This window comes from Mycobacterium sp. E2699, assembly GCF_001666745.1.
Classification (GTDB): Bacteria; Actinomycetota; Actinomycetes; order Mycobacteriales; family Mycobacteriaceae; genus Mycobacterium.
Genome location: NZ_LZJH01000077.1, coordinates 106,627 through 118,650, shown reverse-complemented (window position 1 = coordinate 118,650; position 12,024 = coordinate 106,627). Strand labels below are relative to the sequence as shown.

General features: G+C 69.2%; 9 protein-coding genes. 1 reads left to right on the top strand and 8 read right to left on the bottom strand.

Going from position 1 to position 12,024, the window contains the following annotated elements; translation table 11 throughout:
- Positions 1–286: 286 nt before the first annotated feature.
- From A5696_RS12445 to A5696_RS12415, 7 genes are all read right to left on the bottom strand, one after another.
- Positions 287–1,798 (bottom strand): PE family protein, encoded by a 1,512-nt coding sequence (locus tag A5696_RS12445; RefSeq protein ID WP_067878599.1) that lies wholly within the window; start codon positions 1,796–1,798, stop codon positions 287–289.
- A gap of 285 nt (positions 1,799–2,083) precedes the next feature.
- Positions 2,084–3,529: a PE domain-containing protein gene (locus A5696_RS12440; RefSeq protein ID WP_067878596.1), complete on the bottom strand. Its 1,446-nt coding sequence runs from the start codon at positions 3,527–3,529 to the stop codon at positions 2,084–2,086.
- A 145-nt stretch (positions 3,530–3,674) separates the two neighbouring features.
- Positions 3,675–6,161 (bottom strand): phenylalanine--tRNA ligase subunit beta, encoded by a 2,487-nt coding sequence (pheT, locus tag A5696_RS12435; protein ID WP_067878593.1) that lies wholly within the window; start codon positions 6,159–6,161, stop codon positions 3,675–3,677.
- The gene (pheS, locus tag A5696_RS12430; RefSeq protein WP_067878590.1) at positions 6,161–7,204 is read right to left on the bottom strand and encodes a phenylalanine--tRNA ligase subunit alpha; all 1,044 of its coding nucleotides are present in this window, start codon (positions 7,202–7,204) and stop codon (positions 6,161–6,163) included. The genes pheT and pheS overlap by 1 nt, the downstream gene beginning before the upstream one ends.
- Positions 7,205–7,329: 125 nt before the next feature.
- Entirely contained in the window at positions 7,330–8,148 is an 819-nt protein-coding gene (locus A5696_RS12425; RefSeq protein WP_067878587.1) for a rhomboid-like protein, read from the bottom strand.
- A gap of 18 nt (positions 8,149–8,166) precedes the next feature.
- Positions 8,167–9,012, bottom strand: a complete 846-nt coding sequence (locus A5696_RS12420; protein WP_304442252.1) for an adenylate/guanylate cyclase domain-containing protein — start codon at positions 9,010–9,012, stop codon at positions 8,167–8,169.
- Between the two features lie 117 nt (positions 9,013–9,129).
- Complete coding sequence (locus A5696_RS12415) at positions 9,130–9,897, bottom strand: PE family protein (protein WP_082969002.1); 768 nt, start codon at positions 9,895–9,897, stop codon at positions 9,130–9,132.
- Positions 9,898–10,172: 275 nt separating this feature from the next.
- Here A5696_RS12415 and A5696_RS12410 point away from each other — a divergent pair, with 275 nt between their 5' ends.
- A complete protein-coding gene (locus A5696_RS12410; protein WP_067879169.1) occupies positions 10,173–11,240 on the top strand; it encodes an oxygenase MpaB family protein in 1,068 nt (355 codons plus the stop codon).
- Here the strand turns inward: A5696_RS12410 and A5696_RS12405 are convergent.
- A complete protein-coding gene (locus A5696_RS12405; protein WP_067878578.1) occupies positions 11,227–12,021 on the bottom strand; it encodes an RNA methyltransferase in 795 nt (264 codons plus the stop codon). The genes A5696_RS12410 and A5696_RS12405 overlap by 14 nt on opposite strands.
- Positions 12,022–12,024 lie beyond the last annotated feature (3 nt).

Here is a 12,024-nt window from a genome sequence, read left to right as displayed (position 1 = left end):
TTCGTTACGCTTCGTGATATTTGGGCGGTTGAGCACCATGGCTGCAGCTCGAGGGCAGCGGGGCGATGGCAAGGCCGAACCAAGGAGAATCATTACCGGCAGCAACGCCACAGAGGTCGGGTCGTTGAGGAAGGCATCGGCAACGACGGCCGGCGATCCAGGAAGGTGGCGACGCCCCGCGGATGCGTTACCCGGCCTGCGGCGCTGACTCGCGCCGCCCGGTGGAGACGGTTGAGGGGAAGGGCGCCGGCTGACACCGGCGCCCTTCCCGCGCGATAGGTGCCGCCTAGGCGATGGCCTGCGCCAGCTGGGCCGGGAAGCTCAGCAGGCCGGGGATGATCCCGCCAATTCCGGTGCCATTCGGAATGATGAGCTGTTGCCCGTCAAGAAACACCTCCGGAATGGTGAGCGGGGTGAGGATCCCACCGAAGGGAATTTCGGTGAGCGACGTGAACCCAAACAAGCTCGCCGGGGGCAAAGTCAGGTACGTCGTGCCATTGAGGAATCCGTTCGCGACGACGGCCGGAGCGTCGAGAACTGCGGCGAGCGCTCCGAGGCCATCTCCGGTTTGGACGGCGCTGCCAAAGGCAACCGCGCTGGAATTCAGCGCGCTCAATGCGGTGATCGGCGAGCCGACCGCGTCGAGAACCAGTTGCAGTGGAATCCCGAAATCGAGGCTGGCGGTGAGGGCGTTGAGGGTCGTTCCGAAATTCGTGAACGCTTCGACAAGGTTGGTGGCGTGTTGCGCGATCTGCGCCGGTATGGAGCCCGGCGGCAGCAAGTTGGTGAGGTTCTGTGCCATCTGCCCGGGGATGGCAAAGATCGGTGCCAAATCTCCCAGCGGGCCGATCGGGACGATCGAGAGAACTCCATTTGGCTCGACGACGATGTTGAAACCGGGGAGGAAGACGTTCTCCACGCCTTGCCCAAGGGCAGTCGCCGCGCCGACGAGGTCTCCGCTTGCCAGGGCCTGGCCGGCCGCCTGGAAGCTCGCCGGCAAACCGGCCAACCCGGTCACCAGGTCGGTACCGGCGTTCTGCAGCCCGGTGGCGATCGTCTGGGCATAGCCGATCTGATTGTTGACGAACTGCTGCAGTAAGGCGCCCGGGTTGAAGGTCGCCAAGCCCTGGATACCGGTCTGGATCGTCGCCGGCAGATTGGCCAACTCGGCGGGCAGGTTCTCAATGCCGGTCGCGATCGACGAGGCGATCGTCTGCCCATAGCCAATCTGGTTTGTGGCGAGCTGGTGCAGGAACGGGAAAGGGTTCGACACGATGGTGTTACCAATAGCCTGCAGGTTGGTGGCGGTGTTCGAGACCAGCGCCTGGTACGGCGCGGCCACCTTGGCGCCGAACGAGCTGAGCGCGTTGATTGGCGCGGCCGCCCCGCCCGTCGGAAGCGACCCTAGCCCAATTGGCGAGCTGGCAATCGCGTTCGAAATGGCTTGCGCGCCAGCATGAATCTCCTCACTGACAAACCCGCCGAGGCCGCCGTTGCCCAGCACGGTCTGCGCCGCATTGGCGGCCTCGGCGCTGGCGTAGGCCCCGGCACCCGTGTTCATCAGGGAGACGAACTGCTGGTGGAACGACTGCGCCTGAGCGCTCACGGCCTGGAATTGCCGGCCGAAGTGGCCGAACATCGACGCGATCGCAATCGACACCTCGTCCTGCGCCGCGGTCGCTATCCCGGTCGTGGGACCGGCCGCGGTTGCCGCGGCCTCGGCCAGCGACGAACGAATACCCGCCAAATCCGTGGCCGCGCTCTCGACCAGATCTGGCATTGCGATCACAAAGGACATGTCCACCCTCTCCTCGGGCCACCGGGCGGTGACCGACGGTCACTCAATTAGACACACGTTGAATAAGGCCCCGCGCACGAATGTGCACGAGGCCCCCCTCGACTCTTCTCGCAGCCGGTTACCGCGCAGTAATCTTACCGGTCGGTAACCAAGACAGACGTGAGTCTAATAAGCGATGTGCTTTTGTCAACACGACAGCGAGGGCGACCGCATGTTGCGAGGGGTTTGGGCCGCGATATCCCAACGTCGCAGGTCGACGGGCCGTCGACGCCGCGCCCGCGGCTGCTACATGACCGGCGGTGCTCCGATCGCCTGCGCGAGGGTTGCGGGCAGGAAGACCAGTAGGCCGGGCAGGATGCCTCCGAACGTCGTGCCGCCGAGCGTGATCGATCCCGGCCCGAACGCGGGGATGCTGAGCGATGCGAACTGCGGAGGAGTCAGAATCCCACCGACCGGGATGGCCGTGATCGTTTCGACCCCCTCGGGAGGCAGACCGCCGAGCAGCGCCGGCAGGGGTAGCGTCGCTTGGCCATTGAGGAAGCCGTTCGCGATGACCGCGGGCGCGTCGATCAGTGCGGCAACCGCCCCGAGTCCATCGCCGGTTTGCACCGCGCCGATGAAGGCGCTCGCGCTGGTTCCGACCGCTTGCAGCGTGGTGACCGGCGGGCCGAGCGCGTCAAGCGCGAGCACCAGGGGCAGCCCGACGTGCAGATTGCCGGTGTTCAAATCCAGCGTCTGCGACAGGTCCGTCAGCGTCGTGAACACATTGGTCGCGTTCTGCGCCACCATCCTCGGAATGGCTCCAGCGGGAAGCAGATCCGTGAAGTTCTGCGCCATCTGCCCGGGGATGCCGAGGATGGGCAGCAGGTCTCCCAACGCGCCGCCGGGCGCGATGTCGAGAAGCCCGGTAACGGGATCGACGGTGACATTGAGGTTGGTGAAGACCGGGGCCAGGAAGGCGCCGCCGACTTGCAGCAGTCCGCCAGTGACGTCGCCGCTCATGATGGTCTGGAATCCGGTTTGCAGGTTGGCGGGGAACGCGGTCAATCCGGCCATGAAGTCGTTGCCGGCGTTCTGCAGCGAGGTAGCGATCAACTGCGCGTAGCCGACCTGTTGGTTGACGATCTGCTGGAGGACGGGCGCCGGGTTGAAGGTCAACACTCCCTGGCTGCCCGCTTGGATCGCTGCGGGCAGGTTGGCCACCTCGGCGGGCAGGTTCTGGATCGCGGCCTGGAATCCGGTGCCGATGGCCTGCGCGTATGCCGCCTGGTTGTCGACGAGTTGGTGCAGAAACGGCGCCGGGTTCGCCGCGATCGCACCGCCGAGGCTCTGCAGGTTGGTGGCGGTGTTGGAGACCAGCGCATCGTAGGGGGCGGCGACGGTGGCGCCGAATCCCGTCACGGCGTTGAGGGCGGCGGGTGCCATATCGGTGAGCACCGTTTGCTGGACGTTGGCAACCTCCGCGTTCGCGTAGGCGGCCGCACCGCTGTTCGTCAAGGAGATGAACTCGGCATGAAACGCCTGCGCCCGGGCGGCCATGGCATGGAACGCCCGGCCGGCGTCGCCGAACATCGCAGCGATCGCGATCGATACCTCGTCCGAGGCCGCGGCCATGATCCCGGTCGTGGGGGCCGCCGCGGTCGCGGCGGCCGCGGCCAGCGACGAACGAATGTCCCCCAAATCCTGGGCCGCCGCCTGGACCAATTCCGGCGTCACGCTCACAAACGACATGCCGACCCTCGCCTCCTTGCCCGATGCCAGTTCTTACTTGCAAGTAAGATCTTTTCGGCGCGGCCGACGCAGACCATCGGTCAAAGGGCGTAGAAAACGTCGTCAGGGGGTCGTAGATGCTGCCGGCTCCCCGCCGAGTGGGGCGTCAGACGCGCAGTTCGGCGCCGACGGCCTCGGCCGCGCGCCGCACCGCGGCGTCGCGGGCCGCGCTGGCGTCGTCCTCGGTCAACGTGCGGTCGGGCGCGCGGAAGCGCAGCGCGAAGGTCAGCGACTTACGGTCGTCGCCGATCTGCGGACCGGTGAACACGTCGAACAACTGCAGGTCCTCGAGCAGTTCGCCGGCCCCCTCGCGGACGGCGTCCGCGACCGTCTGAGCGGGGACGTGCGCGGCCACCACCAGGCTGACGTCCTGGAAGACGGCCGGAAACGGCGACACCCTGGGCGCCGGCAGCGCGTCGACGATCGGGATCGCATCGAGATTGAGCTCCATCGCGCACGTGCCCTTGGGTAGGCCCGACCGCTCGATCACGGCCGGATGCAGCTGCCCGGCGTGACCGACGCAGGTCTGTCCCACCAGCACCTCGGCGCACCGGCCCGGATGCCAGGGCAGCCGTTGGGCCGCACGGAGACGAACGTCAATCCCGCTGGCGCGCGCCACGATTCGCACCGCCTCGAAAGCGTCGGCGGCTTCGGCCCGGCGGCCGGGGCCCCAGGGCCCGCGTGGTTCGCGCAGGCCGGTCAGCACCGCGGCCACGTGCTGCGGTTGCCGCGGCAGGGACGCGTCCAACATCGCGATCTCGGTGTCGGTCGGCCGGCGGTGGACCGGGATGAGCTCGACGGCGCGGGTCTCCTCAGTGGGCTGAACCACCTGCGCCAGCGCGAACAGTGCCGCGTCGACAAGCCCTCGGGACACATTGCGGCCCAAGGCTTCCAGCAACGCGGGCAGCAAGGTTGTGGCCAGCGCCGGGCGGTCGGCTTCCAGCGGGTTGAGCACGTGCGTGGCCGCGCGCCGCGGGTCGTCGGCGGGCAGGCCCCAGAGGTCGAAGACGCCGGCGGGCAGGAAGGGCGTCGGCAGGATCTCGACATAACCCGACTGCGCCAGCGACTTGCCGATGGCGCGCCGCCGCTTCTGCGCCGCCGTGAGTCCGCGGCCGGCGGGCGCCGCCGGCAGGACCGACGGGATGGCCTCCAGCCCTTCGAGCCGCATCACCTCCTCGACCAGGTCCGCGGGCTGCAGCAGATCGGGCCGCCAGCTCGGCGGTATCACGGTCAACGCGTCGCCGTCGTCCACCACGGCGGCGCCGATCTGCGCCAGCCGCCGCGCGGTCGTGCCCGGGGGGTAGGACACCCCGGCGAACCGGTCGGGCAGGTCGGCTGCGATGCGGATCGGCGGTAGCGACCAGTCGTCGCGCGGCGGATCGCCGCGCCAGTCGGTCAGCGTCGGCGACACCGCTCCCCCGGCGATCTCGGCGAGCAACGCGGCGCAGCGGTCCAGCGCGGCCACCGAAATGGCCGGGTCCACCGCACGCTCGTAGCGGCGGGCGGCCTCGCTGGGCAGGTGCAACCTGCGCTGGGTGCGCGACACCCCGGCCGGATCCCACACCGCGGCCTCCAACAGGACGTCGGTGGAATCGGCGCGCACCTCGGTGCTGGCCGCGCCCATCACGCCGCCGATCGCCGCGGTGGCCATGTCGTCGACGATGAGCACGTCGGCCGGATCCAGCCGGCGCTCGACGTCGTCCAGCGTCACGACGGTTTCGCCGGGCCGGGCGAACCGCACCCGCAAACCCCCGGTGATGCGGTTGCGGTCGTGGGCGTGCATCGGGTGGCCGAGCTCGAGCATCACGTAGTTGGTGACGTCCACCGCCGGCGACGTCGCGCGGATGCCGGCCAGCAGCAGCCGGCGCTGCAGCCACCACGGTGACACGGCGGCGGGGTCGATTCCGGTGACCGGGCGCAGCGCGAACCGGCGCACGCCCGTCTCGGCGTCCACGGTCAGCGGCCAGGCCTCGCCCTCGACGGGCAGCGGCTTGACGTCCGCGGGATCGACGAAGTTCAAGTCATAGGCGCACGCGATCTCGCGAGCCAGCCCCCGCACCGACATGCAGTAGCCGCGGTCCGGGGTGATGGCCAGATGGAACACCACGTCGTCGAGGCCCAGGACGCCGGCGGCCTCGGTGCCCGGCGCTGCGGTCGCAGGCGGCAGCACCAGGATCCCGGAATGCTCTGCGCCCAAACCGAGTTCGGCCGCCGAGCAGATCATCCCATCGGAGGTGCGGCCGTAGGTCTTGCGGGCGGTGATGGCGAATCCGCCGGGCAGCGTGGTGCCCGGCAGCGCAACCACGACCAGCTCGCCGACGACGAAGTTGGTTGCCCCGCAGACGATTTCGCGGGGCTTATCCTCGCCGACGTCGACCAGGCAGGCCCGGATCGGCTTCTTGAATTCGGTGAGTTCCTCGATCGCGGTGACGCGCCCGACGGTCAGCGGCCCGTCGACCGGGCCCAGGGTGACCACTTCTTCGACCTCATGGCCGATGCGCACCAGCGTCTGCTCGACATCGGCGGGACCGGCGTCCCAGCCCGGGGCGCCGGCCGTGACGACCTCGCGGAGCCAACTGTAGGGAAGGCGCATCAGGCACTCACCCCGAACGGCAACGAGAACCGGACGTCGCCCTCGACCATGTCGCGCATGTCCGGGATCCCGTTGCGGAACTGCAGCGTGCGCTCCAGGCCCATGCCGAACGCGAAGCCCGAGTACACCTCGGGGTCGATTCCCGCGGCCCGCAACACGTTGGGGTGCACCATGCCGCAGCCGCCCCACTCCACCCAGTCGGCGCCGCCCTTCTTGTTGGCAAACCACACGTCGACCTCGGCGGAGGGTTCGGTGAACGGGAAGAAGTGGGGCCGGATCCGGGTGCGAGCGGTGGGCCCGAACTCGGCGCGCGCGAACGCGTCGAGGGTTCCCCGCAGGTGCGCCATCGACAGGCCCCGGTCTACGGCCAGGCCCTCGACCTGGTGGAAGACGGGGGTGTGGGTGGCATCGAGTTCGTCGGTGCGGAACGTGCGGCCGATCGAGATGATGTAGACCGGCAGCTCCCGCTCCAGCAGGGTGCGCACCTGCACCGGCGATGTGTGGGTGCGCAGCAGCTGGCGGGAATCCTCCGGTGCGATGTAGAAGGTGTCCTGCTCGCTACGGGCGGGGTGGTCGGCGGGGAAGTTGAGGGCATCGAAGTTGAACTGCTCGGTTTCGACCTCGGGGCCGTCCGCCAGCTCCCATCCCATCGCGACGAAGGTGTCGGCGATGTGCTCGGCCAAGATCGTGATCGGGTGTCGGGCACCGGGCGGCTGCCGGGTCGACGGCAACGTGACGTCGATGCCCTCGGCGACCAGGACGGCGGCGTCGCGCTCGGCGCGCAGCACCGCCAGCCGTCCGTCGTAGGCGCGCTGGGCCTCGGCGCGTGCGGTGTTGACGCGCTTGCCGGCATCGGCGCGCTCGTCCTTGGGGACGCCGCCCAGCGCCTGCCGCGCCAACGCCAGCGGCGAACGGTCACCGAGGTGCTCGGTCTTGACCCGCGCCAGCGCGTCCAGATCGCCGGCGTCGTCGATGGCCCGCCGGGCGGCGGCGACCGCCTTGGCCAACGCTTCCGGCGACAGGTCGACGGGTTGATCGCCCACGCGGCGGCACTCTCCTTGCTGACGAGGCTGTTCCGAACGGCTGGATTCGCCCAGCGCAAGTGCCGATCATAAGCGATTCGACGCACGACGCTCGGGGCGTGCTTCGGGAGTTGAGCGACGAGTCGCTAGCCGGCGACGACCGGTTGCGGACCGGTCAGCCCGTCGTCCATCACCGGCACGACGGGCAGCGCGGCGCGTCCGGTGACGAACTGGAAGATCTTGTGGGCCGCCAGCGCGCCGAACACACCGAACACCGGCGCGGCGGCCATGGTGCCCCAGTGGTGCGCCAGCATCAGAAATCCGAACCCGGACGACGCCGCCAGCATCAGGCACCGCACCGGCGTCCACCGGATGGGCTGCCGGAACCGCGCGGACACCAGCACACCCAGCACAACGGCCACGGTGTGACCCGCATCGGTGAAATCGCCGCCGATGATCGCGGAGGACAGGCCCGCCGCCACCCACCAGCCGACCCACGCGGCGCGCCAGCGTTGCGGGATCACCGCCGTCATCGCGCCGAGCACCGCGAGCGCGCCATAGCTCATCCCGACATCGCTGGCCCGGGTGATCGACGCCGGCATCCAGCCGAACTCCACCGCCGCGGCCAGCGCGGCGGCGACCACCAGCGTCGCGCCGATGTGACCGACGAGGAACGCCACCACCAGCCGGATGGTGCGCAGATGCAGCTCCGCCAACGCGAGCAGGCAGGTCAGAAACGGCAGCCAGAAATACAGCGGTCCGGCGTCGACGACCAGCGCGCTGCCCAGCAAGGTGCCGATGTGACCGTGGGCCAGGTTGTGCAGGTTGGTGCTGGCGCGCTGAACAAGCACGTCATGCGCGTGCGGGCCGAGCGCCAGGATGGCGCAGCTGATGGCGAACAGCAGCGCCACATACCCCACCGTGAACTGGACCCGGGCGAGCCGGGAAAGGATGCCCCCAATCATTGGGATCCATTATGCGGGCTAATTTGTTTCGGCAGTGTGATCAAAGGCTGTTAACTCCTTAAGAGTCTTCAGGCGGTATATCCCCAGGTCGGCGGGGACGCCAGCGGTCTTGCCCGCGAACACGGGCCTGCGCGCACGCTTGGCGACGATGCCCAACGCGTCCAGCTCGGTCTGCGGTATCAGGTCCAACGTCGAGCTCGACACCATGATTCCACCCTTGGTGGCGCGTTCCATGACCCGCGCGGCGATGTTGACGTCGACGCCGAGCCAGTCCGCGGCCATCCGCTGGGGACGGCCGGTGTGGATCCCGACCCGCATCCGCGGGGTGTAGCCGGCGACCTCGACCGATTTCAGCGCCTCCTTGGCGGTCAGCACCGCCCGCAGCGCCACGGTCGGATCCCGGAACACGGCCATCAGCCCGTCGCCCATGCGTTTCACGATGTGGCCACCGGCGTCCAGGAGCGGCGGCTCGACGGCCCGCGCCACCTGCCTCAGCAGCACCAGGGCCGCGTCGTCGCCCGCGTGCAACGACCACGTCGAGAAGCCCACCAGGTCGGTGAACACCAGCGTCACCTCGGGGTTTGCCGGCCGCCGGGAAACCGCCTCGGTCAGCGCCTGCCACACCTGCAGCACGCCGAGGCTGACTTCGCGCGAAACCGCGTCCCGGTCCCCCAGCAGCCGGTCGGCGGCTCGCGCCGCGGCGCGCGGACCGCCCTCGCCCGCGGTCGACAGCGGGTCACCGAACTCCGGATCGCCGGGCAACAGCCGTCGCGCGCGCCGCACGAACGAGACCACCCCGGGGCTTTGGTTGGTGCTGCGGAGCCACCGCGCGGGTGACCGCCTGCCCTCGTCGGGCGACGCCACCGCAGTGAGTGCCTGTTCGGACTCGCCGGACTCCGTGTCCCGATGCCCAACGTCCACGTGGCCAGGGTATGCGGTACACGCGGGCCGGGCAGCCCCGGTGACGGCGGATGCCGCAGGTTACGGGTTGGGGTTCCAGGTCACGTTGGGGAAGACCGGGCCCAAAAAGCCGGTCCCCGGCAACGATATTTCCAAACCGTTGAAGTTGTACGCCAGGCTGGTGAATCCGAAGGGGAAGAAGCTTCCGGTCGCATCGACGGTGGTCCAACCGAACGGCCAGGACTCAAAGATGTGCCCGAAGTAGGTGCCGTCGCCGGCAATGCCCGAGATCGCGTTGCCCGACGCGAGCACTGGCGAACCAAACGGCGTGTTGAGGTTTACGCCGACAGTTCCGGTTACGGCAAACCCACCGTCGGCAAAGGCGACCTGGCCGAAACCCCCCGTCACGTCAAAGGGGCCGACCGGAAAGTTGAAATTGGACCCCTGGAAACTGGGCGTGATCGTGTCGGCGGCATTGGCGGCGGCCCCCTGGCCGGTGCCCAACACGGGGTGGCCGAGCAGTGCCTGCGCCGGCGTATTCACCGCGTTGATCAGTGTTTGCCGTGCATTCGCCAACTCGGTGTTGACGTACTGCGCGGCCCCGCCATTCAACAAATTCACGAACTCATCGTGAAACGTCGCCGCCTTGGCGCTGAGTGCTTGAAATTGCTGGCCGTGCGAACCCAGCAGCGCCGAAATCGCCGACGAGACCTCGTCAGCGGCCGGCGCCGCGATCGCGGTGGTCTGGCTGGCCGCGGCCGCATTCGCGTCGCGCAGCGCCGTCCCCAAGTTCTGCAAATTGCCACTCGCCGCGGACACGATTTCAGGCATTACGGTCACTGACGACATTGGCGTGCCTCCCTGGTCGAATTTCCACAAAACCGACTGCCGAATGAGCGGCGAGAAGCAAAGCCTAACAGTCGCCCAGCGGTCTGAAAATGCGCAATCTCACTGCGCCCGCGCGGCTTGTCGAAACGGCGTCGGGTGTGCCCGCGGCGAGCGCGGTCACGCAAAAGTTGCGACTCGACAACGTCCCCCGGCGCGCCCGCCGAAATTCTAGACAACGCGCGTTGTCAGAGCTTATCGTGAGCGCAGTGACGCGCAGTGAGGCGCAGGAGGCCGAGATGACTGCGATAGCAACGACATCCGCCGATCCGCTGGGACCGGACTCGCTCACATGGAAGTACTTCGGCGACCTCCGCACCGGAATGATGGGCGTCTGGATCGGCGCGATCCAGAACATGTATCCCGAACTGGGCGCCGGCGTGGAGGAGCATTCGATCCTGCTGCGCGAGCCCCTGCAGCGCGTGGCCCGGTCGGTGTACCCGATCATGGGCGTGGTCTACGACGGCGACCGCGCGGCCCAGACCGGCCAGCAGATCAAGGGCTACCACCGCACCATCAAGGGCGTCGACGCCGCGGGCCGCCGCTATCACGCCCTGAACCCGGAGACCTTCTACTGGGCGCACGCCACGTTCTTCATGCTCATCATCAAGGTGGCCGATTACTTCTGCGGGGGCCTCACCGAGGCCGAGAAGCGGCAGCTCTTCGACGAGCACGTCCAGTGGTACCGGATGTACGGCATGAGCATGCGGCCGGTCCCCCGGTCGTGGGAGGAATTCCAGGAGTACTGGGATCGGGTCTGCCGCGACGAGCTGGAGATCAACCAGGCGACGCTGGACATCTTCAGGATCCGGATTCCCAAACCCAGGTTCGTGCTGATGCCGACGCCGGTCTGGGACCAGTTGTTCAGGCCGCTGGTGGCGGGCCAGCGCTGGATCGCGGCGGGGTTGTTCGAGCCCGCGGTGCGGGAGAAGGCGGGACTGCACTGGACGGCGGGCGACGAGGTGTTGCTGCGCCTGTTCGGCAAGGCCGTCGAGCTGGCCTTCCTGGCGGTTCCCGACGAGATCCGGCTGCACCCGCGGGCGCTGGCCGCCTATCGTCGCGCCGAGGGCCGGCTGCCCAGCGACGCCCCGCTGGTGGAGGCGCCGGCGTTCACGGGACCGCCGCGCGACCGCCGCGGGCTGCCGATGCACTACTTCCCCCCGCGCTCCCACCCGATCAGCCGCTCCGCGCTCCGATCCCCGCTCGACCCGGCGAAAGCGCTCATGGAGCGCGCCGGCTCGCTGGTGCACGGCACGCTCTCGCTGGCGGGTCTGCGCCCGGCCCGGGGCCGCGTCAGGGCCGCCTGAGCAGACCCAGAGCCTGCGCGCTCTGATACAGGCAGATCGCCGCGGCGGCGGCCACGTTCAGGCTCTCGGCGCCCCCGGACATCGGGATGCACACGCGCTCATCCGCTGTCGCCGCGATGTCCGCCGCCAACCCGTGCGCCTCGGCGCCGAACAACCAGGCCGTCGGCGCGGTCAGGCAAACCTCGTCGAGGCGGGTCGCCCCGTCGATCGTGCCGGCCAGCACCCGCAGCCCGGCGGCGCGCAAGGCGGCGACGGCGGCGGGGACGTCGGGCGCGGCCGCGACCGGAACGGAGAAGATGCTGCCCGCCGACGCGCGCAGGCACTTGCCGTTGAACGGGTCGACGCTGTGCCCACCGAGGATCACCGCGCCCGCGCCCATGGCGTCCGCGATCCGGATCAGCGTGCCCGCGTTGCCCGGCTCACCGATCTCGACGGGCACCACGACCAACCGCGGCGGGCCCGCGAGCACGTCCTCGAGCCGGGTCACCGGCATGTCGCACACCGCGACCAACCCGGACGGGGTCACGGTGTCCGACAACGCCTTCGCGGCCCGCTCGGTGACCAGATGGACCGGGCACTCCTGGGCGGCCAGCAGGGCGGCGTGCCGCTGCGCCGCGGCTTCGGTGACGAACACATCGCGCACCAACCCGCGCGCCGCCGCCGCCCCGACCAGGTTGGGACCCTCGGCGAGGAATCGTCCCGCCCGCCGGCGGCCGACGTGCCGATGCAGTTTGACCGCCGCGGCCACCCGGGCCGAGCGTTCGGTGAGCGCCGACGGCATCGC